Origin of the sequence: Pedobacter miscanthi (genome assembly GCF_003315595.1) — a bacterium.
Lineage (GTDB): Bacteria > Bacteroidota > Bacteroidia > Sphingobacteriales > Sphingobacteriaceae > Pedobacter > Pedobacter miscanthi.
In genome coordinates this window covers 1-24,373 of the sequence record NZ_QNQU01000034.1, presented here as the reverse complement: position 1 = coordinate 24,373, position 24,373 = coordinate 1, and the positions used below count along the sequence as shown (strand labels likewise).

The window sequence follows — 24,373 nt, the reverse complement described above, 5'->3', positions numbered from 1 at the left end:
TTATTTTTTATATAAAACTGATATAAAACCCTTAATTGATCCATCCATTCCCAAATCGAGCATGTAGTAGTAAGTATCTTCTGATAATGGTTTACCATTGAAATACCCATCCCAGTTATTCTGATAATTACTGGTAGAAAAAATCAGCCTTCCTCCCCTATCAAAAATTGTAAGCTTATTGTTCGGATATTTTTCTAAACCTTTAATCAGGAAGAAATCGTTTTTACCGTCGGCGTTTGGTGTAATGATATTGTTTACAATGGCAACATCAGCACTAGTCTGGATGATTAAAAAGGGCTGCAAAAACCCCTGGGTTAAGGTATTATTACCCGCCTGAAAGGTTTGTACAACCGTTAGCTCGCCTATACTGAAATCGTATAACTGATCATTGATTTTTCCATAGCCACTGGCCGGGTTAAGCACATAAGGTAAACTTTGCGCTTTAACATTGCTTCCCATAAACATGCACAGCAAGAACATAAACAGGTAGTATATTTTTCCCATCATATTTAGTTTATAGAAATCCAGGCCGAACCATCGCTTTGAATGGTTAAGGTTTTTGCTCCGGTAAGGGTGCTTAGGTTAGAATCGTCGTTCATGATAACCGGGCTGTTTAACGTTACATCACCTGATGATAATGCTTTAATCAGCACATAAATCCTTCCTTTACAAGTGCTGGCCACCGGAAGATTGACGGTTACAGCTGCACCCGCATTTTTTATCCTTACGGTGTAATGACTGGCATCAAGTGTTAAAGCGCCCGCCGTACTGAAAGTTAAAATACCGGCCGCAACCGATCCGTTGATATTTAAGGTACTCGTATTTGCTGGTGCATAGGCAGTAGAAGTTGCTGCTGATGTTCCGTTAAGTGTTAAGGTACCACCATTTACATTAAAATTACCTGCTACTAAAGGATAAGCAGTACCCGAATTGGCTATAACAAGCGTATTATTTATGTTGGTACTATTACCGGCAGCATTGCTTCCGATAAAAACATTACCTGATCCATTGTTTTTTGATCCGGCATTACAACCCAAAGCCACATTATTATCGCCATTATTTGCTTCTAAGGCCAAACTTCCTACAGCAGTATTGGCAACACCTGTTCCATTGGCCAACAAAGTATGAGTGCCCAGGGCCGTATTGTTACTTCCAACAGTATTGGCAGATAAGGCCTGCGAACCAAAACCGCTGTTATTGATCCCACTGAAACTGCGTTGTAATACCTGGTAGCCAAATGCACTGCTTTCGTATCCTGAAATATTTACCGATAAAGCTTCCCTTCCGAATGCGCTGTTGTAGAAACCAGATACATTTGCCGTAAGGGATTTATAACCATAAGAAATGTTGGTTTCGGCAGAATTACCCAATCGCCCTGATTTTAAACCGTTAACCAGAAAATTAATGGCAACATCATCGGTATTACCCAAAAAATTATTATTCTGGTCGATATTGCCGGTATTTCCACGCAATGCCCAGGCATTTGCATTTGCAAACAGCGTCCTGCTAATCAATTCAGGCTTTCCGGTTGCTGCATTGGTAATGTAAACCTTATTCGCATCACTTACACCATTTGTGGTCAGCTTAGCGATAGTAACCGATGCATCGGCTAATTTTGGGGTAGTAACAGCACCGTCTGCAAGCTGAAGGGTATTTACTGCCGCGTCATCAATGTTAATATTTTTAACTTCTTTATTGCCTATTTTGATGGAAGTTACTGCCGCATCGGCAAGTTTTGGTGTTGTTACTGATCCGTCAGCAAGTTGAAGGGTGTTTACTGCCGCATCATCAATGTTAATATTTTTAACTTCTTTATTGCCTATTTTGATGGAAGTTACCGCTCCGTCGGCCAGTTTTGCAGTGGTTACCGATTTATCAAACAATTGCAGGGTATTTACAGCAGAATCGCCAATGTTGATATTTTTTACTTCTTTGCTTCCGATTTTAACTGAGGTTACCGCTGCATCTGCCAATTTTGGGTTAGTAACGGCACCATCTGCAAGTTTAACAGTACTTACCGCTCCGGCATTAATATCAATAATTACATCTTTTAACAAGGCAGTTGCCCCGTTAGTACTGATGCTTAAATCGGTAGAAGTTAGCGCTTTTGCGCCTGATAGCTGACTCACATCCAGGGTAACGGGTTTCCATGTTGTTCCATCAAATAACAGCACCTGGTTATTTGATGGAGCAGCCGCATTTAATGTTTTTCCCTGTAAACTGGCAATGGTTGGATTTGGAAAATTTCCGGTTAAATCACCACCTGCTGTTCCGGTAGATGGCCCAACCGGACCAGTATCTCCTTTATCGCCTTTGGGGCCTTGAGCCCCGGTTGCACCCTGTGCTCCTGTTAATCCGATTGGCCCCTGTGCACCCGTTGCTCCGGCAGGCCCGGCAGGTCCTTGCGGTCCGGCAATACCAGCTACCCCCTGCGCACCCGCAGGTCCCGTTGCACCGGTATCACCCTTTGGTCCTTGTGGCCCGTTAGCTGCATATAAAGCATAAGGAACGCTTAGTAATTGTGCAGTCCCGGCTAAACTAAAATTTGTACCATTATCAGGATCAATCTCTACTTTTACAAATTTTAACCCACTTGCCCAGGTTACCCCAGCTATACTCCCTGTGCTTGAACTCGCACCAGCCGAACCAATAGCCACCGCATACAAACCCAAAGTATTTGTGGTTACATTTCTAACTTCCATGTATTGTACGGTACCAGTTACTGATGCATCGAGAATACTGATGCGGAGGGCAATATTTTTGTTAGCCAGAGGCGATCCATTGGCATTTCTGGCTGCGCCCTGATAGTTAAATTGCTGAGGTGCCTGTGCTTTGGCAGCAAATGCCAGGCCTATGCTTAGCATAGCAAAAAGTAAAAGTTTTTTCATATAGAGGGACGAGATTTAAGCGTTGCGTTTAAAAAAAATAAAACGCCTAACGATCAAATCTAATAATTAGTGCATCCCGTTTACATTGCTTTACACGAAAAGCTAATTACTAATACTCATTAAATGAAAAAACACTGAATATCAAATATATGTGTAAAATTATATTTTAAAATTTTACACAAACACCCAATTTCAGCTCAAATCCCATGATCATAACAGAAGAAAAAATACTTTAAGCTTAATCAACTTACGTTTCTGAAGGAAAAGAAATTCCTTTAATGTTACGGTACAAGTCAACCGCATATAAATCTGTCATGCCCGATACAAAATCCAACACACTTTGTATAATGGAGTAAATATCAGTTAAATCAGTATGGTACTGTTTAGGAATCAGTTTTACCAGTTTTTTATAATAGTGGGTATTATTATGGATTAGGGCAGGCACAAATTCTTCCAGTAAACCAGCCATAATTTTATAACCGGCAACTTCCTTTTGAATTACGGACGAGAAATTATAAATACGCTCTACCGAAATCTTTTCTACTGCTTTCCAGGCCGAAATATAAGGTTCAGGCAACAGGTCGGTTAAACTTTGGTTAAGCTTTCCTTTAAGTACTTTTTCCTGTTCTTCGAAAAATATCCCCGCACATTGGTTGGTTAATGTATTAATTGCTTTTGCCCTTAACAAACCTATTTTAGCATCATCATCTTCGTAATCATTTTGTAAACGCTTTTCGATGGTTGTTGAGTTCGCAAATGGCAATAAATAATTCTTTACTTCTTCGTAAGAAAGGATCTTTAAGCGGTGTGCATCTTCCAGGTCGATAATGCTGTAACAGATATCATCTGCCGCCTCAACCAAATAAACCAAAGGATGGCGTTTATAAACCAGGTGTTCATTTTCTTCCTGCTCTAAATGAAGTTCGGTAGCAATTTTTCTAAATGTTTCTTCTTCCGACTGGAAAAAACCATATTTCTTACGGTGCAAAAGTCCTTTCTGCTTACCCGCGATTGACGCACAAGGATATTTAGCGATCGAAGCCAGGGTAGAATAGGTTAAAGCATAGGCATCGTTTCCCTTTCCTTTTAACGGGTGGGTAAGTATCCGGATTGCATTGGCATTTCCTTCAAAATTGATTAGATCGTGCCATTGCGATTCATTCATGTCTTTTTGATAAACACGGCCATCGCCATCTGTAAAATACCTCGAAATGGCTGCCTCGCCTGAATGACCAAAAGCAGGATTACCCAGATCGTGTGCCAGCGCTGCCGCCGCCACAATATTGCCTACCTCATTAATCAAAGGAACTTCTTTAATCAGTTCGGGCTGGTGAACGGTTACACTATTTAAAAAAATATTGGCCATTGAGCGTGCCACACTCGCTACTTCCAAACTATGTGTTAAACGGTTATGCACAAAAACACTTCCCGGTAGCGGAAAAACCTGTGTTTTATTCTGCAATCTTCTGAATGGGGATGAAAAAATCAAACGATCGTAATCACGCTGAAAATCAGAACGTGCCCGATCGGTGCTGGCACCATATTGTTCCTGTCCGTACCGTTTATTCGAAAGTAAATATTTCCACTCCATTTATACCGCTAAGCCTTTAAAATTTGGCGCAAGTTAATCAAAACAGGAAAATGGTAACGTATAAAGTTTAAGGTAAAATTTAAATTACGTTTATTAAAAGATTATTTATATTAGCTACAAAATAACCAAACAAACAAAACAATGAAGAAGATCTATTTAACGCTCGCTCTCTTGTGCTGCTTTACACTTTTTACAAAGGCACAATTTGAGGGTTCGAAGCAAATTTTTGAAAGTCCAAAACTAAGGGAGGCAATCAAAATCCAGAAAACGGTAGCTATTTTACCTTTTGAGGTAAAAATCTCTTACCGTAAACAACCAAAAAATTTTAGCGCAGAGGCGAACAAAAGTCAGGAAGAATCAATGGCTAGATCTATCCAGGCCAGTATGTACACTTTTCTGTTAAGAAAAGCTTCAGACTATACCGTAACGTTTCAGGATGTTGATAAGACCAATATTTTGTTAAAGAAAGCCGGAGTATTGGGTAAACTGGATGAAACGACTAAGGATGAGCTGGCAAAAATACTGGGTGTTGATGCAGTAATCGGCGGTCGTTTCGAGACTGAACAAACTAAAACTGAGGCAGGTGCAATAGCTTCTGCTGTTTTATTTGGAGGTTTCGGTGGAAAATCCGGAACTGGAACAATGTTCTTAACTATCAACAATGGCTCGGATGGAGAATTACTCTGGCGTTTCTTTAAAACAATGGACGATAACATCATGAGTTCAACTGATGATATGGTAGAGCGGATGATGAGGAAAATATCGCGAAACTTTCCTTATAAAAGTTAAGCAAAAGGCAGATAGAAATATCTGCCTTTTTTATTTAGATGTATTTTCTGTTCAAACTATTTAATAGCCAATCTGTTTTAAGATAAACTGATAGTTATGAAAACGAGCATCTATAATAAAGAAGAACATAGCGAGGGTTATGTAGGTCCGGATAAGCAACAGGAAGAGAAATCGGATGTGCAAAAAGCTTTCGAAGCGGGCAATAATGTTAATGAGGTTACTGCTTATGGAAAAGAGCCGAGTGAACTGATTAAAGGCAATCCTGACGCAAAGGATGGTTTAGATAACTCGGGCACACAAGGCAGGGATTCGCTTAGCGACGATGCTTACAACAGTGCGGATACACATCCAACAATTAAAAGTGCCGAGAGCCATACAGGCAGTTCATCTGAAGATTTTAAAAATAATACCCGTATAGATGAAACAGATGAAGACCGGGCTTTAAACACCGGAATATAAATTATTAAGCTATGGGATTATTGAAATATGCCATTTTAGGCGCTGCAGCAGTTTATGGTTTTAAATATGCTACAAAAAAGAGAGCAACAGACGGGAAATCGTTAGTAGATGATTTTAAAGAGAAAGCTCCCGAATATTTAGAAAAAGTTAAAAACTACGGGGAAAGGGTAAGACAGGACTATTCGCAGACCAGCGATTTATACTGACACTAAAAACAATCAACAAAGACATTATTTAATGACTTATATCAAATCAATTATTCCTCCAATAATTGCATATAGGATTTAAATGGTTGAAATTTGCGGCCGCATTAGGATTCGCGGCATTATTAACTAAAATCAGAGACTAAACGATTTAAGGGCATTAGCCTTTTGATTAACGCATTTCAGTTGTGGAATCCTAAATAACTTCCATCTACCGGAAAATGCATTATCGTTATCAGGGGATTATTCTATATGGATATTTCCCTTTTAACATGTTTAACTAAAGATCCTGGCCACTTATTCCTTTATCTGCTTCCTTGTTACGGTTGCCAATATCTTCATTCTGGCTTAAATTGGCATTTTTTAACTCTTCATTGATGTTATGCCCTGTACTTTCCGTTTTTGCCAGATGCGCCTGATCCGGCTGATCTTTTCTCTTAAAATCACTGCGTTTATGACCGTAGGTAGCCTCACCGTTATCCCAGTCTATATCCTGATCTGCATCCAGTTGTGAATTGATTTTTTTATTCTCCTCGTTCATTTCCATAACGTAATAGTTTTCAGACATTCTTATCTTAATAACAACAGATAACGGGAAAAAGTTTATGGAATGGAGATTTATTAAAATTACAGTCGTCGTCTCCACTGAAACGAAGTGAAATGGAGAGATTTATCCCCGGGTAGATTTAGCTTCGATGAACACTGCATGGTTCTCAACTGCGCTGCACTCCGTTCGAAATGACGTTCAGAGGATAGTTACTTCACTCCTTTCTCCTGGTTAATTTTGGTATCACTATCTACATCATCTTTGCTTGATCCATTTCCATCGCGATGCTTTGGCGGATTTTCCATCCTGCTTTCTTCAAGTTCAGAAAAATCGCCTTTTTTTTGATTGGCTACTTCTCCATGCGACGAAGGTTTATCTTTTAATGCCTCCTTCGGATCTGCAAAATCCTGCCCTTCAATTGGCAGGTCATTGCTTTGGTTTTCTTCATTTCTCATAACAAGTAAACCACTGCTTTTAGCTTTTGTTTGACATGTGATGGCATAAAAAAAGGCCGCGATTTGCATCGCGACCTTTTTTGTTCTTTTTAAAATCAATTAAACTTTGATTTCAACTTCAACACCGCTAGGTAATTCAAGTTTCATTAAAGCATCAACTGTTTTAGAGTTAGAGCTATAAATATCCAATAAACGTTTATAAGCGCATAACTGGAATTGCTCTCTAGCTTTTTTGTTTACGTGTGGAGAACGTAATACAGTAAAGATTTTTTTCTCTGTAGGAAGTGGAATCGGACCACTTACAACTGCACCCGTAGGTTTAACAGTTTTTACGATTTTCTCAGCAGATTTATCTACCAAGTTGTAATCGTAAGATTTTAATTTAATTCTGATTCTTTGGCTCATTTTCTATTTTAATTATGGTTTCCTGTTAGAGCTATTAACAACAGAAACCGGATTTATCTTCTTTAGTAGCAAGTATTTAGTATCGAGTATCAAGATGGAAAAACCTTTCTTGATACTTGACACTTTAATCTAGATACTAGAAATTAGTCTTCAGATTTAATTCTGCCTTTTGATTTAGCAACTACCTCGTCTTGTACGTTTTTAGGTGCTGGCTCATAGTGATCAAATTCCATTGTAGAAGTTGCACGACCTGAAGTGATGGTACGTAACTGGGTTACATAACCGAACATTTCTGAAAGTGGAACCAATGCTTTGATTACCTGAGAACCATTACGGGTATCCATACCTTGTAACTGACCACGACGACGGTTCATATCACCGATAACATCACCCATGTTTTCTTCAGGGGTTAAGATTTCGATTTTCATGATAGGCTCCATCAAAGCAGGTCTACATTTAGGTAAAGCCTCACGATATGCCATACGGGCAGCAAGCTCGAATGATAAAGCATCTGAATCGACCGCATGGAATGAACCATCGATCAAACGTACTTTCATATCAGGAAGCGGATAACCAGCTAATACTCCGTTCGCCATTGCAGAAGCAAATCCTTTCTCAACTGAAGGGATAAACTCACGTGGAATTGAACCACCCACAATTTCGTTTACGAACTGTAATCCACCTTTTTCAAAGTCTGCATCAATCGGAGAGATTACAACTTTAATATCAGCAAATTTACCACGACCACCTGATTGTTTTTTGTAAACTTCGCGGTGTTCTGTAGTACCGAAGATTGCCTCTTTGTAAGCTACCTGTGGTGCACCCTGGTTAACCTCTACTTTAAACTCACGTTTTAAGCGGTCGATCAGGATATCCAAGTGAAGCTCACCCATACCAGAGATAACGGTTTGACCAGTTTCCTGATCTGTTTGAACCCTGAATGTAGGATCTTCTTCAGCTAATTTAGATAAGCCCATACCTAATTTATCAACATCAGCCTGAGTTTTAGGCTCAATAGCTAAACCGATAACCGGCTCAGGGAATACCATCGATTCAAGAACGATAGGGTTTTTCTCATCACAAAGTGTATCACCAGTTTTGATATCTTTAAATCCAACTACCGCAGCAATATCACCAGCAGCCACATTAGGAACCGGGTTTTGTTTGTTTGCGTGCATCTGGAAGATACGTGAAATACGCTCTTTACTTTCTGAACGGGTATTGTAAACGTAAGAACCAGCTTCTAAGTTACCCGAGTAAACACGGATAAAGCATAAACGGCCTACAAATGGGTCAGTTGCAATTTTAAATGCTAAAGCTGCAAATGGCTCTTCGATGCTTGGTTTTAATAAAACTTCTTCGTTAGTATCAGGGTTAGTACCTACAACACCTTCTGAATCCAAAGGCGAAGGCAATAACTCCATTACATAATCCAACATGGTTTGAACACCTTTGTTTTTGAAAGATGAACCGCAAACCATAGGTACGATTTTAGCATCTAAAACAGCTGCACGTAAAGCGTCTAAAACTTCACGCTCAGTGATGGTTTCAGGAGCTTCGAAGAATTTCTCCATTAGAGACTCATCATAATCAGCAACTGATTCTAATAATTTCTCTCTCCACTCAGCAACCTCATCAATCATATCATCAGGAATTGGCACTTCGGTAAAGGTCATACCTTTATCGTGCTCGTTCCAAACGATACCACGGTTGTTGATCAAATCAACCACACCTTTAAACTGGTCTTCAGCACCGATAGGTAATTGCAATGGAACTGCATTACTACCTAACATATCTTTAACCTGCTTAACAACTTTTAAGAAATCTGCACCAGAACGGTCCATTTTGTTCACGAAACCGATACGGGCAACGTTATAGTTATTAGCTAAACGCCAGTTGGTTTCTGATTGAGGCTCAACACCATCAACAGCAGAGAACAAGAACACCAAACCATCCAATACACGTAACGAGCGGTTTACCTCTACGGTAAAATCCACGTGTCCCGGTGTATCGATAATGTTCATGTGATAGTTCTGGTTTCTGTATTTCCAGTTAACCGTAGTTGCAGCAGAAGTAATGGTAATACCACGCTCTTGCTCTTGTGCCATCCAGTCCATTGTTGCAGCACCTTCGTGCACCTCACCAATTTTATGACTTACACCAGCATAATAAAGAATACGCTCGGTTGTTGTAGTTTTACCCGCATCAATGTGAGCCGCGATTCCAATATTTCTTGTAAATTTTAAATCTCTTGCCATGTTATGTTTTTGATTTCTGACTTTAAATGATTACACCGATTATGTTAAAACAAATCGGTGTAATTTATCTAATCAGTATAATCTTCTAATTAAATCTGTGTAATCTTACTAATCTGTTAATCCTACTACTAGAATCTGAAGTGAGAGAACGCTTTGTTAGCCTCAGCCATTTTATGCGTATCTTCTTTCTTTTTAACAGCAGCGCCTTCACCTTTAGCGGCAGCTACGATTTCACCAGCTAATTTCTCTTTCATCGTTTTTTCACCACGACGACGAGCATATAAAATTAACCATTTCATACCTAAAGCTGTTTTACGCTCTGGTCTAACCTCGGTTGGAACCTGGAAGTTAGCACCACCAACACGACGAGATTTAACCTCTACAGCTGGCATGATATTAGTTAATGCACGTTTAAATACCTCTAAACCGTTTTCACCTGCTTTTTTCTCAGCAATTTCAACAGCATCGTAAAAGATTGAATAAGCGATAGATTTTTTTCCATCGTACATCATGTTATTTACAAAACGGGTTACCTGAACATCATTGAATTTTGGATCAGGAAGAATAATTCTCTTTTTTGGTTTTGACTTTCTCATTTCTTATTTCCTCCCGATTATTTCTTTTTACCTTTAGTTGGCGCCGCAGCTACTTGACCTGGTTTAGGACGTTTAGTACCGTATTTAGAACGACGTTGGTTACGACCAGCTACACCTGATGTATCTAATGCACCACGGATGATGTGGTAACGTACACCTGGTAAATCTTTAACACGACCACCACGGATCAATACGATAGAGTGTTCCTGTAAGTTGTGACCTTCTCCAGGAATGTAAGCATTCACCTCTTTACCGTTCGTTAAACGAACACGGGCTACTTTACGCATTGCTGAGTTTGGTTTTTTAGGGGTAGTGGTGTACACACGTGTACATACACCTCTTCGCTGTGGACAGCTGTCCAACGCTGGAGACTTACTCTTGAACTCCAGTGCTACTCTACCTTTTCTAACTAATTGTTGAATGGTTGGCATTGTGCTTTTTTATGTTTTTTATTTAAAAAATTTACCGCTCCCCCGGCATCTTCACAGATAGCCCATAAAACGGACTGCAAAAGTAGAACAATTCTTTTTAAAAATCAAGGGGTTAGCGTAAAAAGTTTTCAGTTAGCAATTATCAGTTTTCAGTTGAAGATTAAGGAGTTGCAGTTCTTCCTCTTACTCATCGTCATTGCGAACCGAAGCGGAGGAAATGGTAATGGCGTGCAGCAATCTTTCTCGCCTTAAACATTAAATCCATTACAGCATCTTTTCATGATTACAAAACATTATTTGGAAAGCAATTGCAGCAATCCTTAGGCTGGGTTCGGCCCCGCTAATGTTACAAGCTCGTGAAGAACTCACTTTCCACGTATATCGGGTTTAGGTGGCAAAAAACCGGAGCAATTTAAGTTTGCCCCCTCAAGGTTTAAAAATCCAAATCACCGTAATTGCGAACTGATGGAAACTGTGACGGAATGAAGCAATCTTTTTAAAACAAAGACAGAAAAGAACTGATTCAATTAATGAGATAACACTCTCTGTTAATTACAATCCTTAAAACTATCTTTAAGCACTTTTAATTTAGCTACCGCCGCTTCTAGCTCTTTCGGTGCTTTACCGTACTCGTAGGTAATTTTATATTGTTTGCCATCGGCATTGATCGAAATCCATTCGGCTCCGCCGTCGGCACAATCAGGGCACCCGATTACTTCGGGCAGGTTCGAAATCTTATTGATGTTGAGTTCGTTTTTAATGGCATCTATATCTGCTTCTGAAATGCTTTTACTACAGGTTTTGGTATCGGCTGGCTGGGCATTTTTCGATTTGGAAAAGGTAAGTTTTAAGTCGCTGATCACTAAACTGCTGGAGCAATAACCCACGCACATGCCAAAAGATGAACCGTAGGTAATGTTGTTCAGGTTTTTGATGCTGCCTTTTTTACAACCCGAAATAGATAATGTTAATGCAATGGTATAAATAAATAGTAGCGTTTTCTTCATAGATAACAGAATAAAATATCACTCAAAGATATTGTTTATCAGTTAATAAACTATACAAAAGAGGCTTTAAACAAAGAAAGCGATCTGAATTGAGATCGCTTTCTTTGAATTTACCATAATTTTAAAGTTTTACATATCCTTCAAAATTAGCGAGGCAAGGGTAACTCGTACCTTCGAGCAAAGTAATTTTGACATAACGGATCGGAGCTGTTGGTGAAACGGCAAATTTCTGCTCATTAACCGTGGTCGGATTAAAATTCCGGTCGTCGCCCAATTGGGTAAAAGTTGTACCATCTACACTTCCCGAAATAGAAAATTTGCTAAAACCTTGTTTCGGGTCGGTATGGGCGTTAAGGCCGATATAAGAAAGTAAACTCGCCTTTTTCATATCCACAATAATCCAGTGCGGATACGGATGCAGCACATCATAATCAGCTTGCCAAAATGAAGGAACGGTTGGTGCAGTTGGGCTTTTAGCCGAAATAACGTCAACCACATAAGCAGCTAAATTGGTTTCATCGCCAAGGTAATTTACTTCGCTCGAAGCCGTAGCTGTCCACCCTGTTTTACTCAATGCAATATCGGTAAGCGGCTTTCTTTCCTGCAGTCCAGTCACGCTAAACTCCGCTAAAAAAGTAATGTTACCTGTTTGCGTTGCAGCTTTTTCTATGGCGGTTAATTTAAGGTAACGTACATTCCTTGCCGGCGATAAGGTAAATGCCTGTTCGGTATACATAGCAGGATTAAATACAAGTTCTCCAATAGCGGTAAAACTGGTTCCATCATTACTGCCCTCCAGTCTGAATTTTGTAAAACCTTTCGGGTCGCCCTGTTTTGTAGTTAAGCCTATTTTTGTAACTACCGTCTGTTTTTTCATGTCGATTAATAACCAGTGCGGAAATGCCGCGGTAGCATTCGAACTCCAAAAGGTATTCGTATTTCCATCTAAAACAGTTCCCGGTAAATTGGTTGTTTCCTGACTTGAGGCTGTGGCGCTCCAGCCCGTACGGTCTAACACAACCTCTTCTAAATTGGAAGTCAGCTCAGCCCTCTTCTCCTTTTTACAGCTTATTGCCAAACCTGCCAAAAGAAGGAATATGACATATATTTTTATATTTTTCATCTCTTTAATTTTGATTTCAAGGGTGATAAAACCATGATTGTTATCATAAATGCACTAAGGATTTTGCGTTAGGTTTTTGTTATTGTCTATCTCGTATTGCGGAACATAAAAAATAACACGGGCATCAGTTGGTAAAATGGTTTGTGTGATGTTAGTATTGGGTGTGTTATTTAAGGCATGGGTACCCGGGTAGTTTCTTGTCATCGGTCTGTTGTTCCTGAACAGATCGTAAGCGCGCTGTCCTTCAAAAGCAAATTCGAGTCTGCGTTCTTCCAAAACTATATCCAAAGCTGTTTTATTTTCTGCAGCAATGCCTGCAAGCGTTAAAACTGGTATTCCAGCCCTGGTACGGATCAGGTTTACATCATCAAGTGCCAGTTGCGCATTGCCCAGTTTGGCATTTGCTTCGGCTTTGTTCAGATACATTTCGGCCAGGCGCAGGTAAACCGGCGAGCTTAAATTTGCAATTCCTTCCTGCAAATTATATTTCGTTACATAATACATCGGCACATTTGGCGCAATCTTAGTATTTACCTGCAACACACCGTTAATTTTGTAAGGAGCAATAAAACTGTGCCTTAAATCTGCAGGATTTTTATCCAGCTCTGCCACATATTGCTGAGAAGCATAAATTTCGCCGTAACCGGTATTACCTTGCGCACCCGGGGTAGATAAAGCACCTGGCGTACCGCTATAATACATGGAGCCGATGGCGCCAAAATCCTGATCTTCTGTTTTGGTATAACGGATGGCAAAAATAGTTTCCGAATTGGCTTCAGGTATTTTAGTAAAGTAACTGGCATAATCGGCTCCCTGAAGTAATTTATAACGACCTGAAGCAATCACCAGATCAGCATATTTTATCGCATTGGCATTATCGCCCATATTTAAATAAATGCGTGACAGTAAAGCATAGGCAACTTCTTTAGAAGCAAAAATGTCTGCTTTTGCTACAGTCATTAAATCGGCTGCTTTTAATAAATCAGCAATGGCTGCAGCATATACTTCTTTAACTGTATTTCTTGCCGGAGTGCCCGCGGGTACACCTTCTTTTAAGATGGGAACACCTGGATTTTCGCCGTTACCCTGTGGATAAGGTCTTCCAAAAACGCGAACCAGGTTAAACTCCATCATTCCCTTTAGGTAAAGATTTTCACCTTTAAGCTGCTTTAAATCCGCACTCGAATTATCTGGAATAGCTGCTATAATCTTATTTGCAGCAACAATAACATAATAAGCCTGTTTCCAAAAGTTAGCGCCGTGTGTCCCTGTGGGGATGTGGGTATAACGATAGCACCTTGAAAGATCGTCAGAAGATGGTTGCCCCTGGGCCACATTATCCCCCTGAAATTCTGTTAAAAAATGAGCACTCCGCACATAGGTCGCATTCCGCAATACCGCATAAGTGCCAATCGTTGCAGTCTCGATATCACCAGGATTTGTTAATGCAGATTCGTCATCAATGGCTGTTGATGGTTTTACTTCCTTTTTACAACTACTTACACTAAAAATCAGTGCAAGTACAACTATATATATTTTAATTTGATTCGCTTTCATATTTTTCCTCTCCTATAAACTAATGTTTACACCAAACAATATTTTTTTGCTGATCGGGTATCTAAAACTAGAACTACCCGGAATAACATTGGGATCATTATCATCTGGTGCAAGTACAACCTCAGGATCTATACCCGAAAACTTCGTCCCTGTCCATAAATTATCTCCGCTAACAAAAATTCTGGCACTACTTATTTTAATTTTACTTAACCAGCTGGTTGGAATTTGATAACCGAGCGTAATGTTGCGCAAGCGGATATAACTTCCATCTTCCAGGTAACGTGATGATTGTTGATTGGAATCGTGGTTACCACCTAACACCGGTTTAGGATGTGTGGCAATGTCTCCAACTTTTTCCCATCTGCTCCAGCCCGATTTTAATACCATGGCATTATAGCTCTCGTACAAGCCATCGTTATCAAAATAAGCACGGCTATTGTTGTACACCTCGTTACCGTAAACAAAATTGAAAAATGCACTCAGCGAAACACCTTTATAACTAAAGGTATTGGTAAAACCACCGGTAAATTTTGGCGAGGCCGATGTACCTGTATATTGGCGGGTAGCCTGTGAATAGGTGTTGGTTACCGCAATATGGTTTAGCCCGTCTACATCAGTAATTACTTTTTCCCATAGCGGATCGCCATTATTTGGATCTACCCCTGCCCATATCGGCATTTTGTAATCGTAAATATCGTGCCCTACGGCTTTAGGTTGCGAACCACCTGGTGTAATGGCATCTTTTCCTTCTGTTAAGCCTAAAATTGTATTGCGGTTAAAGGCCATATTTAAATTGGTTTCCCATTTAAATTCTCCGGTAAAATTTTTAGTGGTTAAATTGAACTCCAGCCCTCGGTTTTTTAATGCTCCAACGTTTTGAAAAATATAACCGTAACCATCGGTTGATGGCAGTGGTACTTTAAACAATAAAGCATTTGAGCGTTTATCATATAAATCAACTGTTAAATCTATCCTGTTCCAAAAACCGATATCAAAACCAATATTAGCCGTTTTTTGCTTTTCCCAGGTTAAATCAGGATTGCCTTTCTGATCAGGCCTTGCCCCTGGCAAACCACCATAACTGGCCGATGCATCAATTGCATATAATCCTAATGACGGATAATCGCCAATTTCGGCATTACCTGTTGTACCATAACTGGCTCTTAACTTTAAGAAACTAATTGGTTTAACGTCTTTCAAAAATGTTTCGTTACTCAAAATCCATGATGCTCCTAACTGATAAAAATCGCCTCCGCTTTTATTTAAACCAAAACGTGATGAGTTTTCATGCACAAACGATGCTATTGCAAAATATTTACCTGCATAGTTATAATCAACCTGACTTAAATATTTACTAAAATTATATTCGTTGGTTCCACCCGATGGATTGCTGATAATATCGGTTGCTGTAGACATTACCGGACGGCCGGCCGGAAGATTTTTGCCATTTAAATTAGCCTCATCGTAATATGATTTTTCGGCTTCGCCAACTGCCAGTACGGTTAAATGGTTTTCGCCAAAGCTGTTTTCATATTTCAGTCTGTTTGAGCTTAATAACCTGTTTTTGTAGGTGGTAGAATTGTAAAGCGAGCCATTGGTTGCTCCGCCCTCTTTGGTTCTTTTATCGTAATAATCTACAGCAAACGTATTGTAAAATGTGGTTCTGTTATAGCTGGAGAAAGTTAAGTTTTTTACAATGTTATAATCTAAATTTACATCGGCGCTTAAATTCAGGCTTCTTTGGTAAGAAAGGTTGTATTGTGTAGAATGAAGAAAATTTTCTACATCGCGGCCTTTCCATGTTGGTGTAATACGCGGATCAACCGGTGTACCATCGGCATTGTAAGCAGGGTCGAATGGAAGGTTTAAATATCCATCGCCCAAAGAATTACTGTTGGCGTAATTATTTCTTGTAAAAACACCATTTAGCAATAAACTTAATTTTAGTTTTTTAGTTAACTGGCTACTCAGGTTTGCACGTAGGTTATATGCATTTTTGTCATTATTAACTACTGTTCCCTGCTCTCTGTAAAAGTTACCGGCAACATAATACCGTGTTTTTTCAGTACCTCCTGAAGCAGATACAGTATAGTTTTGGGTCATACCATTCCGCGTTGCCAGATCCCACCAGTTGGTATCGTTTTTTAAAACTGATGGATCTGGATTGGAAAATGTTTTTTGATAATCATACAATTGCTGACTGTCCATCAATTTGAAATTACCGGTAGAAGGAGAGTTAAAACCTACCGTTGAACTGAATTCTATTTTAGCTTCGCCTGCTTTACCTGTTTTGGTGGTAACGATAATTACCCCGCTCCCTGCACGCGATCCATACAAACCAGTTGCAGCAGCATCTTTTAAAATGGTAATCGATTCTACATCATTTGGGCTATAGGTAGCACCTTCTGTACCGTAAGCGCCGAGAATATTTCCATCAACCACCAACAAAGGTGCTGTACCACCATTGATACTACCAATACCTCTTATTGTCATTTTAGGTGCAGAAGTTGGATCGCCGGAGCCAGAAGAAACCACTACGCCCGGGGCTTTACCCTGAATCATGGAAATTACATCGTTAGATGCTACCCCTTTTAACTTTTCGGCAGAAATTATGGAAACGGAACTCGACAATTCGCCCTGCTTTTTTGATGAATAACCCACCACAACCACATCGCTCAGGTTATTATTTTCTTCTTCGAGGCTAATGTTGATTGTAGTTTTGCCCTGAACAGGAATTTCCTGTGTTTTATAACCTACAGATTTTATGATCAAAATACCATCGGCAGGCACCGTGATTGCAAAATTACCTGATCCATCTGTAGAGGTTCCGATACCTGGATTGGACTTTAAAGTAATGGTTGCCCCGGGAACCGGACCAGATTTATCGGTTATTTTTCCTTTAATGGTAATATCGGCAAATTGGTTTGTCCCCGTTGCCTCGGGGTTAAGGTTTATGGAATGGTTTAAATTGGCAAAAGCTTCACTTCCGTTAAGCCAAAATAAGCCAACTGCACCAAAAATCAGTAAAGATTTAATCTTCATGTTATTGTTGTTTTTAAGTTAGTTGATAGGTTGTGGCGAGATAATTCAGATTTCTTCTTTTTAAATCATAGGCTAATTATCTTTTTTATACATAAGAATTTTAGGATGTTTGTTGCTCGCTCATTGAAAAAAGAAGTATGTATTGAAGCTGGTTACCCTTCGTATTTTCTCTTTCCAAACCTAATTTAGGCGATTTAAAACGCACAAAAACTTCAAACACCACGCAAACGTTTGATTATAAATTGAGAAATTGGCCGATTTTATACCCCCAGCCGGGTCGCATTAGAAACTTGGCTCAGGAACATCCTTTTAATATGATTGAAACTGTTTTTTCGAACCAATAATCCAAGAAATCCGTATAAGAAAACAGATGAATACCACTTGATAAAAAAACTAACAAACGTTTGCGTTAAGATTTTTTACCTAAAAAGAATAAATACCTCAAAATCAACTTAAGGAATAGTGTGAAAGAAAATAAACTAATGTTGGGCATTAGCCCTAAATATCTAGGGAATGTTGATTTATTTTCGAAATGATCTGAGAAAATACCCTGTCCCTACTTTCATCTGGACTTTCGATGTGGGTTTTGATAGTGAGATCTGCAAGTATTGCAGGCTCGAACCTGGCACTAATGCCGGTAAAATTTTTAATCAGGTTTAATCCTGCGTTTTTGTATAAACCTTTTACATCCCTTTCCTGGCAGATGGCTAAAGGGCAGTCTAAAAAAACTTCAAAATATTGTTCTCCGATAATTTCGGCAGCCAATGCCCGGTGTTCTTCCAAAGGTGTAATAAAAGAACAAATGGTAATGATATTATTTTTCAACATCACTTTGGCAATTTCTGCGGCCCGCCTGATGTTTTCTGCCCTGTCCTGTTCGCTAAAACCCAAGTCTTTATTAATACCTGTACGTAGCACATCACCGTCTAATGTCACTGTAAAATAACCTTCATCTTCCAACTTTTCTTTTAACAAGGTAGAAATGGTTGTTTTTCCAGAACCCGACAGACCAAAAAGCCAGATTACGATTCCGTTTTGACTGAGGCCATTTAAGCCTTTTTTAGATTCGGTTTGGAGAGACATTATGCGTTAACCGGGATTATTTAGCCTAATAAAAAATTAAATATACGCGGCTAAATTTACATTTAGCGTTTAATATATTTAAAAATATAAAATCCCTTAACATTATCTTTTGATAGAAATGTTAAGGGATTTTCAAACTTGCAACTTGTAATACACCGTTAATTAACCGTACTACGCGGATTACTTCTTTCGTTATTTGCCCCTACTTTGGTTAATTTATAATTCAATGAAAGGTAAAAGTAACGGGTAATGTTGTTGTAACGCACATCTTCAATCCGGCTGCTGTTTACAATCCTATCGATGCTGGTATTCTGGTTCAGGATGTCAAAACCTTTTAAGCTCAGGGTTACCCTTCTTTTCATCAGGTATTTGTTGATACCGGCATTAAGCAAAAAGTAATTATTGTTAAACCCGTCGGCACGGCCGGCAGAACCAATGTGGTTAAGATCGGCCTCCACCCTTAAATCTTTTATAAATTCGTAACTGAGGTTCAGGGTGTTTTCCAAACTGAAATATTTATTGTTAATGGCCGATTCTGCCGTGTTGTTTACCCTGGTATAACCTACGTAAGCATAAATACCCGCATTAAATTTATCGTCGATATCGTAACTCCAGTTAATATTCGGCCCTATTTCGAACCTGATGGTAATGTTTTTATCGCCGCTGATAAAGTTTGTTCTGCGTTCTGTAAAGAAATTCGCACCATAATTCATCCGCAAACCTTTAAGCTTTGATGGCATTCCAAAATAGGTTCCGGCACGCACATAATAGTTGCCATTTACGTTAATGGGTTTTACCGTTTGGATACCGTTGTTGTAGGTAATATCATTCCCCGTATCATCAAACGATAAGTTATAAAGGAAATATCCATTCCAATAGTGATTATTATCCGGACTGAAAGTATTGAAGTTTACCGAAAGACGGTGATTCTTTCTCGCTTCAAGATCAGGGTTACCAATTCGTTGGTATAGCGGGTTGGTATTGTTCTGTACGGGTTGGAGATCGGTAACTGAAGGCAAATTAACACTCGCCCGGTAATTAATGGCTATAGTTTGGTTGGCTTTATTCTTAAAATTAACCGTTAAACGCGGCAATAAATTATAATACGATTTTTCGATGTTTCCAATATTAGCACCAACATTATTAAATACATTGGCATTTAATAAACTTTCCTGCGCATTGAGTCCGAAATTGTATGTCCAGTCTTTTCCGGTATAAATAAAACCCAAACCGGCGGTTTGCAGGCTGTTGTGGTTATCGAAAGTATTGGTTAGTGATGGCACAATGGTTTCGTAACGATCGGTTGTTGGGTTATAGTCAAAAGTGACCTGCTGGGCATCAACAATGCTCCGTGTATAACCGTAGGCTAGGTTGGCACTCCATTTTTGATTTAACTGCCTCGCATAATTTCCGTTGATGGTATAGGTTTTTGAAGCATTTTCCTGATTGGCCTGCTGGTTGATATTGGTAACGGTAGTGCCGCCATTAACATACTGGTTAAGCAGTGATTTATTCAACCAGTCAGAATTAAAAGTGTTCTGCGTGCCATTTAAACGTAGCGAAAACGAACCTTTTTTATTGGCCAGTCTTCTCAGTATGCTAAACTCTCCAAATAGCGAAGGGGTAAAATTATGCTGGTTATAATACTGGCTTCCATCATTTGCCTTACCCGTAGCATCAAAATTAGCATTAAAAGTACGGTTATTGATATTGGTGGTACTGTTCAAAATTACATTCGGGCGCAATACCATATCCGTTAACGAATCGGGATGATATTCGGCTTTAAAATTAAAACGGTGTGCCTGGTTATCACTGTTGCGGTTAGTATTATCCAGGGTACGCAGAATATCACCGGAACTTAAATCCTGGATATTGGATAATTTATTGCCCAAACCGGAAGAAAAATAAGTAAAATAACTGCCGCTGATGGCCAGTTTATTGTTTTTGCCCCAGGAGTTACTATAATTTACCCCGCCACTGTGCGTAGTGTATAAGCCTATGGCATTGTTATCAAAAACACCACTACCGCCAATGGTGGTTTTACCGTTATTGCTATTAATCGAGAAACTTCCTCCGGCGGGTGGTGCAAAGATATTACCGATGTTGCCCCCGCTGAAACTGCTCAGGTCATCGTAACCGAAACTGGCATCATTGGTATTGTTGCTCATGCCCAAAACGGCAAACTGCAGGTTATTGTTAAAATGATTTGCACTTAAATAACTTCCGTATTTATCTGTTGTGCCACCGGCAAGGTTGGCATTGCCAAACCAGCCTTTTTTCTTATCTTCTTTAATGGTGAGGTTTAACACTTTTTCGCGCTGACCATCGTCAATTCCGGTTGCTTTGGCTTCCTGCGTTTTGCTGTCAATCAATTGTACTTTTGCAATGGCATCGGCAGGCAGGTTTTTGGTTGCGGTTTTAGGGTCGGTACCAAAAAAGTCTTTACCATCAACTGTTAAACGCGTAACTTTTTGTCCCTGCACTAAAATACTTCCGTCCTTATCAACCGTTACCCCCGGTAGTTTTTTCAAAAGGTCTTCTACCGCAGCATTTGGTCTGGTTTTATAGGCATCGGCATTAAATTCTATGGTATCTTTTTTTACTGTCGCCGTAGCATAACGACCACTTACTGCAACATCTTTTAAAGCAATGGCATCTTCTTCCAACTTTAAAGTCCCAAGATTAAGAGCTTTTCCGTTAACGGTGATATTTTTAGTTATCGGGTTATAGCCCATTGCCGAAATCCTGATTTTATAATCGCCATTGGCAACGGCATTAAAAGAAAATTCTCCGGCTTTATTGGTTACCACGCCTATTTTTTTGGTAGAATCGGTTTTATTGGATAAGATAATCCCCACATATTCAATGGGCTGATCTGTTTTTCCGTCAATAATTTTTCCATTTATATTACCCGTCTGTTGTGCGAAGACTTTCGTAGATATCAGGCACAACATTATCCATAAATAGGTTTTCATAGCTAAAATTTCATTTTTTTTAATTTGTTCGATTAACCTTTTTACGAAGGTTTCAGCTATATGACACCAAAAAATAAAAAGTGTGACAGAAAAAAGTATTTTTTTTCATCCGAAGTTTAAACGAGGCGGTAGAAAAGGAGAAACTTTGGAAGCTTAATGCAAACTTCCGAAGTCTCAAAGGCCCCAGGCAAAGGCCGACTTCGGAAGTTAAGGCTTCTGAAGTTAGATAAAAACAAAAAAGTCTTTCGGTTTTACCTGAAAGACTTTCCTTTTTTAAGCTTTAGCTACTTTCTTTGAATGTTTTTTATGATGGTGTTTTTTATGGCCTTTTTTGGTCTGTGATTTTTCTGTTCCGGCTTTTGCAGGAGTGGCGGTTTGAGCGCTTACGGTATTAATGGTAAAAGCGGCTACGAGGGCGATTACTAAAACTTTAATTGCTTTCATTTTTACATTGATTAATGATGAATAAACCTTGTTATTTTATTAATTAAATCTCGAAAATCAATGTGAAGATTGCATGAATAATTTATTGTTGAATGAGAGAAGGGTTTAATGATTGAATGAGAGAATGATTGGATAAATGAATGAGTGAGTGAGGGATTGAATGAGTGAGTGGAGGAATTTTAGGATTCATTCATCATGAGATTAACGCTATGGCAATTCAAATTTGTATACATAATTGAGCCGTTTTCCACTTAAAATATAACCGGAAACTTCTTTACCATCAACAAGTATTTTGTATTCGGCGCGGGATTTCGCTCCTGCTTTGGCCAAGGCCTGAAACTGTACACGGGTGCCCGATTTTAATACCACCTGTTTTTCCCAGATGCCATTTATTTTTTTGAGTTCCACATCTCCACCATTTTCATCTGTATAAATGATATTGGCACTTAAACCATCGCCAAAAGCTGCACGATAGGTTATCTGGTAAGATTGTTTTTTCGGCACATCCAGTTTGCCTTTTAAAACCTGATAGGTAGCATTAGCGATGCAGCCCGATAAAACGATTGCCAAAGTAAGGCTGTATAAAATATTTTTCATTTGATAAGGTTTAGATCTGGATGACGAAGATTTTAAAAGAAAGGTTGCAAGGGTGGGAGAAATGAATGAATAAATGATTGAGTGAATAATTGAATGAGAGAGGGACGGAAAGATTGACTGAATGAGAGAATGAATGATTAATTTAACTCCAGAAACATTCATTCATTCAAAATTCCATCATTCTAAATTCTATCATTCAAAATTCATTCATTTCCCAAACGTGTCCACGTATAAATCTTCTACTTTTTTTCTGGCCCAGGGCGTTCTTCTTAAAAATTTTAAACTCGATTTTATAGATTGATTATTATTAAAACAATCGATCCTGATGAGTGATCCCAGTTTTTCCCAACCATAATGTGTTTGGAGATCGGTTACAATTTTTTCTAAAGTGATACCGTGTAAGGGATTATTTTTTTGCTGTTCGGCCATAGGGCAAAGTTAAGGCAAAATTATCAGGGTTTGTATTGTGCCATCCAAACATTTGCACCACCACAATCAGGGTCGTTTACTTTGTGTTTAAGCACCTCAAATTGGTTTGACTGGAGCAAATTCTGATATTCGGTGGTATTTAGTGAAGCATGAAAAAGATTTTCGCCATCATTTATCCCCCACACTTCTCCCCTTTCGGTACCTGAAGTAAAAAGCAGAATACCATTAGGTTTTAGGTGCTGTTTAAAAATACGGAACATATCGGGCTGATCATCGGCAGGGAGATGAAAAAAGCTGTGCCATGCAATAATAACATCATATTTTTCATTCAGATTCAGTTTGCGCATATCTTTTAATAAAAACCGGGTAACAGGGAAATTATTTTTTGCCAATCCGATCATCTGTTCACTGGCGTCCACCCCCAAAACATCTATATTGTGTTTAATGAAGTATTCCAGTATAGGTTTGCCATCACCGCAGCCAACATCCAAAACTTTTGCATCAGGTGGAAGATTTTTGAGTATATCATTCAGGTAAGCCTGCTCAACAGCATCAGCATAACGGTTTTCGGCAAACCAGCGGCCTATTTTATTGTAAACTTTGTAAACGTTTTTTCTTTCTCCTTTTTCCATCTGTATATCATGCTTTAACAATGCCAGATTAATAATATTTTATTGGAAATAAATGTACAATGGTTCTTGGCAGATGCAGTACTGCCATCCGCTTTATTCCGTTTCACTCCATGCCCGCTACTGTCAGGTTTAGGATGAAAGGTCTGCTCCTAGCTTAGCGCCAAAGGTATCGAACCAACGTTTCTAAACCCGATTGAAGTGGTAGCTGCCGGCTTCACGCCGGCACTACAAACGGAAAGCGGGACTGAAAACCGCCAAGAAAAAAGAACCCCTCATTTCCAAAAAAATATCGGTTTGGCAATAATTGTAACCAATTTTACAAATTAACCAACAGCCACGGCATCAATTTCGATCAGCATACCGTTTAGGGCCAGCCTTTGTACCGGAATAAGTGTATTAACCGGGAATTTCTGGTCAGGCCATATTTTGTTCGATTCTTCAATCAGCACATGGTGTTTATCTTCATCGTAATCAACCACCAACGTGGTCAGTTTTGCAATATTGGCCATGGTTAAATTTTTGCTTTTTAAAGCTAAGGCAATATTTTCGAAAACAATGTTTACCTGTGTCCTAAAATCATCACTTAAAATCCCATCCGTTCTGCTACCGCCCTGGCCTGCAACATATACCAATTGGCTATTGGCCGGAACAGAAGCCACATGTGAATATCCGTGCGGACGCGGATCATATATCCCATCAGGATTGGTAATTTCTAAAGTTTGTTTTTCCATATCTGTAAATTTTATGGATGCTAAATTATCCGATAGTTTACAGTAAAGCGTCGGTAGTTTGCAATAAAGTAAGCGTGGTCGTCACCCTGATCCGATAGATTCTGTGTTAATTTCCAAATAAAATATTTTAT

General features: G+C 39.2%; 23 protein-coding genes. 3 read left to right on the top strand and 20 right to left on the bottom strand.

All coding sequences use genetic code 11. The features are described from left to right. The 3 genes from DRW42_RS25960 to DRW42_RS25950 form a co-directional block, all read right to left on the bottom strand. Positions 1-504, bottom strand: a complete 504-nt coding sequence (locus DRW42_RS25960; RefSeq protein ID WP_158544408.1) for a T9SS type B sorting domain-containing protein — start codon at positions 502-504, stop codon at positions 1-3. A gap of 5 nt (positions 505-509) precedes the next feature. After that, complete coding sequence (locus DRW42_RS29415) at positions 510-2,888, bottom strand: beta strand repeat-containing protein (protein ID WP_113951787.1); 2,379 nt, start codon at positions 2,886-2,888, stop codon at positions 510-512. 247 nt (positions 2,889-3,135) lie between these two features. Next, complete coding sequence (locus tag DRW42_RS25950) at positions 3,136-4,479, bottom strand: deoxyguanosinetriphosphate triphosphohydrolase (RefSeq protein WP_113951786.1); 1,344 nt, start codon at positions 4,477-4,479, stop codon at positions 3,136-3,138. Positions 4,480-4,620: 141 nt separating this feature from the next. On the opposite strand from DRW42_RS25950, the gene DRW42_RS25945 reads away from it, so the two are divergent. The 3 genes from DRW42_RS25945 (at position 4,621) to DRW42_RS25935 (ending at position 5,933) form a co-directional block, all read left to right on the top strand. After that, positions 4,621-5,268 carry a hypothetical protein gene (locus DRW42_RS25945; protein WP_113951785.1) on the top strand — a complete coding sequence of 216 codons (648 nt, stop codon included), beginning with the start codon at positions 4,621-4,623 and terminating at the stop codon, positions 5,266-5,268. Positions 5,269-5,364: 96 nt separating this feature from the next. Then, entirely contained in the window at positions 5,365-5,727 is a 363-nt protein-coding gene (locus DRW42_RS25940) for a hypothetical protein (protein ID WP_113951784.1), read from the top strand. Between the two features lie 11 nt (positions 5,728-5,738). Then, the gene (locus DRW42_RS25935) at positions 5,739-5,933 is read left to right on the top strand and encodes a YtxH domain-containing protein (protein WP_113951783.1); all 195 of its coding nucleotides are present in this window, start codon (positions 5,739-5,741) and stop codon (positions 5,931-5,933) included. 277 nt (positions 5,934-6,210) lie between these two features. Here the strand turns inward: DRW42_RS25935 and DRW42_RS25930 are convergent, their stop codons facing one another. The 17 genes from DRW42_RS25930 to DRW42_RS25855 form a co-directional block, all read right to left on the bottom strand. Further along, complete coding sequence (locus tag DRW42_RS25930) at positions 6,211-6,498, bottom strand: hypothetical protein (protein ID WP_113951782.1); 288 nt, start codon at positions 6,496-6,498, stop codon at positions 6,211-6,213. 188 nt (positions 6,499-6,686) lie between these two features. Next, the gene (locus DRW42_RS25925) at positions 6,687-6,932 is read right to left on the bottom strand and encodes a hypothetical protein (RefSeq protein WP_147243811.1); all 246 of its coding nucleotides are present in this window, start codon (positions 6,930-6,932) and stop codon (positions 6,687-6,689) included. Between the two features lie 99 nt (positions 6,933-7,031). Continuing rightward, complete coding sequence (gene rpsJ, locus DRW42_RS25920) at positions 7,032-7,337, bottom strand: 30S ribosomal protein S10 (protein ID WP_008244591.1); 306 nt, start codon at positions 7,335-7,337, stop codon at positions 7,032-7,034. A gap of 143 nt (positions 7,338-7,480) precedes the next feature. After that, positions 7,481-9,595, bottom strand: coding sequence for an elongation factor G (fusA, locus tag DRW42_RS25915; protein ID WP_113951780.1), 2,115 nt, complete (start codon positions 9,593-9,595; stop codon positions 7,481-7,483). A gap of 128 nt (positions 9,596-9,723) precedes the next feature. Next, positions 9,724-10,191 carry a 30S ribosomal protein S7 gene (gene rpsG / locus DRW42_RS25910; RefSeq protein WP_025145241.1) on the bottom strand — a complete coding sequence of 156 codons (468 nt, stop codon included), beginning with the start codon at positions 10,189-10,191 and terminating at the stop codon, positions 9,724-9,726. A 17-nt stretch (positions 10,192-10,208) separates the two neighbouring features. Next, a complete protein-coding gene (rpsL, locus tag DRW42_RS25905; protein WP_008244597.1) occupies positions 10,209-10,622 on the bottom strand; it encodes a 30S ribosomal protein S12 in 414 nt (137 codons plus the stop codon). Positions 10,623-11,170: 548 nt separating this feature from the next. Further along, positions 11,171-11,629 carry a hypothetical protein gene (locus DRW42_RS25900; RefSeq protein WP_113951779.1) on the bottom strand — a complete coding sequence of 153 codons (459 nt, stop codon included), beginning with the start codon at positions 11,627-11,629 and terminating at the stop codon, positions 11,171-11,173. A gap of 121 nt (positions 11,630-11,750) precedes the next feature. Then, positions 11,751-12,752 carry a discoidin domain-containing protein gene (locus DRW42_RS25895; RefSeq protein WP_113951778.1) on the bottom strand — a complete coding sequence of 334 codons (1,002 nt, stop codon included), beginning with the start codon at positions 12,750-12,752 and terminating at the stop codon, positions 11,751-11,753. A 54-nt stretch (positions 12,753-12,806) separates the two neighbouring features. Beyond that, a complete protein-coding gene (locus tag DRW42_RS25890; RefSeq protein WP_113951777.1) occupies positions 12,807-14,309 on the bottom strand; it encodes a RagB/SusD family nutrient uptake outer membrane protein in 1,503 nt (500 codons plus the stop codon). 12 nt (positions 14,310-14,321) lie between these two features. Further along, positions 14,322-17,351 (bottom strand): SusC/RagA family TonB-linked outer membrane protein, encoded by a 3,030-nt coding sequence (locus DRW42_RS25885; RefSeq protein WP_113951776.1) that lies wholly within the window; start codon positions 17,349-17,351, stop codon positions 14,322-14,324. Between the two features lie 498 nt (positions 17,352-17,849). Next, positions 17,850-18,434 (bottom strand): adenylyl-sulfate kinase, encoded by a 585-nt coding sequence (gene cysC, locus DRW42_RS25880; RefSeq protein ID WP_113951775.1) that lies wholly within the window; start codon positions 18,432-18,434, stop codon positions 17,850-17,852. A gap of 158 nt (positions 18,435-18,592) precedes the next feature. Next, on the bottom strand, positions 18,593-21,409 hold the full coding sequence (locus tag DRW42_RS25875; RefSeq protein ID WP_113951774.1) for a TonB-dependent receptor: 2,817 nt from the start codon (positions 21,407-21,409) through the stop codon (positions 18,593-18,595). Positions 21,410-21,682: 273 nt separating this feature from the next. Next, positions 21,683-21,853, bottom strand: a complete 171-nt coding sequence (locus tag DRW42_RS28905; protein WP_158544407.1) for a hypothetical protein — start codon at positions 21,851-21,853, stop codon at positions 21,683-21,685. A 207-nt stretch (positions 21,854-22,060) separates the two neighbouring features. Further along, positions 22,061-22,450, bottom strand: coding sequence for a hypothetical protein (locus tag DRW42_RS25870; protein ID WP_113951773.1), 390 nt, complete (start codon positions 22,448-22,450; stop codon positions 22,061-22,063). 207 nt (positions 22,451-22,657) lie between these two features. Further along, positions 22,658-22,879 (bottom strand): VF530 family protein, encoded by a 222-nt coding sequence (locus tag DRW42_RS25865; RefSeq protein ID WP_113951772.1) that lies wholly within the window; start codon positions 22,877-22,879, stop codon positions 22,658-22,660. Between the two features lie 23 nt (positions 22,880-22,902). Continuing rightward, a complete protein-coding gene (locus DRW42_RS25860) occupies positions 22,903-23,511 on the bottom strand; it encodes a class I SAM-dependent methyltransferase (protein ID WP_113951771.1) in 609 nt (202 codons plus the stop codon). A gap of 323 nt (positions 23,512-23,834) precedes the next feature. Further along, positions 23,835-24,242 carry a RidA family protein gene (locus tag DRW42_RS25855; RefSeq protein WP_113951770.1) on the bottom strand — a complete coding sequence of 136 codons (408 nt, stop codon included), beginning with the start codon at positions 24,240-24,242 and terminating at the stop codon, positions 23,835-23,837. Positions 24,243-24,373 lie beyond the last annotated feature (131 nt).

Bases quoted from the DNA above. Each gene is read 5' to 3' on its own strand.
- DRW42_RS25960 (WP_158544408.1), bottom strand. From the start codon at position 504: ATGGGAAAAATATACTACCTGTTTATGTTCTTGCTGTGCATGTTTATG.
- DRW42_RS29415 (WP_113951787.1), bottom strand. From the start codon at position 2,888: ATGAAAAAACTTTTACTTTTTGCTATGCTAAGCATAGGCCTGGCATTT.
- DRW42_RS25950 (WP_113951786.1), bottom strand. From the start codon at position 4,479: ATGGAGTGGAAATATTTACTTTCGAATAAACGGTACGGACAGGAACAA.
- DRW42_RS25945 (WP_113951785.1), top strand. From the start codon at position 4,621: ATGAAGAAGATCTATTTAACGCTCGCTCTCTTGTGCTGCTTTACACTT.
- DRW42_RS25940 (WP_113951784.1), top strand. From the start codon at position 5,365: ATGAAAACGAGCATCTATAATAAAGAAGAACATAGCGAGGGTTATGTA.
- DRW42_RS25935 (WP_113951783.1), top strand. From the start codon at position 5,739: ATGGGATTATTGAAATATGCCATTTTAGGCGCTGCAGCAGTTTATGGT.
- DRW42_RS25930 (WP_113951782.1), bottom strand. From the start codon at position 6,498: ATGTCTGAAAACTATTACGTTATGGAAATGAACGAGGAGAATAAAAAA.
- DRW42_RS25925 (WP_147243811.1), bottom strand. From the start codon at position 6,932: ATGAGAAATGAAGAAAACCAAAGCAATGACCTGCCAATTGAAGGGCAG.
- rpsJ (WP_008244591.1), bottom strand. From the start codon at position 7,337: ATGAGCCAAAGAATCAGAATTAAATTAAAATCTTACGATTACAACTTG.
- fusA (WP_113951780.1), bottom strand. From the start codon at position 9,595: ATGGCAAGAGATTTAAAATTTACAAGAAATATTGGAATCGCGGCTCAC.
- rpsG (WP_025145241.1), bottom strand. From the start codon at position 10,191: ATGAGAAAGTCAAAACCAAAAAAGAGAATTATTCTTCCTGATCCAAAA.
- rpsL (WP_008244597.1), bottom strand. From the start codon at position 10,622: ATGCCAACCATTCAACAATTAGTTAGAAAAGGTAGAGTAGCACTGGAG.
- DRW42_RS25900 (WP_113951779.1), bottom strand. From the start codon at position 11,629: ATGAAGAAAACGCTACTATTTATTTATACCATTGCATTAACATTATCT.
- DRW42_RS25895 (WP_113951778.1), bottom strand. From the start codon at position 12,752: ATGAAAAATATAAAAATATATGTCATATTCCTTCTTTTGGCAGGTTTG.
- DRW42_RS25890 (WP_113951777.1), bottom strand. From the start codon at position 14,309: ATGAAAGCGAATCAAATTAAAATATATATAGTTGTACTTGCACTGATT.
- DRW42_RS25885 (WP_113951776.1), bottom strand. From the start codon at position 17,351: ATGAAGATTAAATCTTTACTGATTTTTGGTGCAGTTGGCTTATTTTGG.
- cysC (WP_113951775.1), bottom strand. From the start codon at position 18,434: ATGTCTCTCCAAACCGAATCTAAAAAAGGCTTAAATGGCCTCAGTCAA.
- DRW42_RS25875 (WP_113951774.1), bottom strand. From the start codon at position 21,409: ATGAAAACCTATTTATGGATAATGTTGTGCCTGATATCTACGAAAGTC.
- DRW42_RS28905 (WP_158544407.1), bottom strand. From the start codon at position 21,853: ATGAAAGCAATTAAAGTTTTAGTAATCGCCCTCGTAGCCGCTTTTACC.
- DRW42_RS25870 (WP_113951773.1), bottom strand. From the start codon at position 22,450: ATGAAAAATATTTTATACAGCCTTACTTTGGCAATCGTTTTATCGGGC.
- DRW42_RS25865 (WP_113951772.1), bottom strand. From the start codon at position 22,879: ATGGCCGAACAGCAAAAAAATAATCCCTTACACGGTATCACTTTAGAA.
- DRW42_RS25860 (WP_113951771.1), bottom strand. From the start codon at position 23,511: ATGGAAAAAGGAGAAAGAAAAAACGTTTACAAAGTTTACAATAAAATA.
- DRW42_RS25855 (WP_113951770.1), bottom strand. From the start codon at position 24,242: ATGGAAAAACAAACTTTAGAAATTACCAATCCTGATGGGATATATGAT.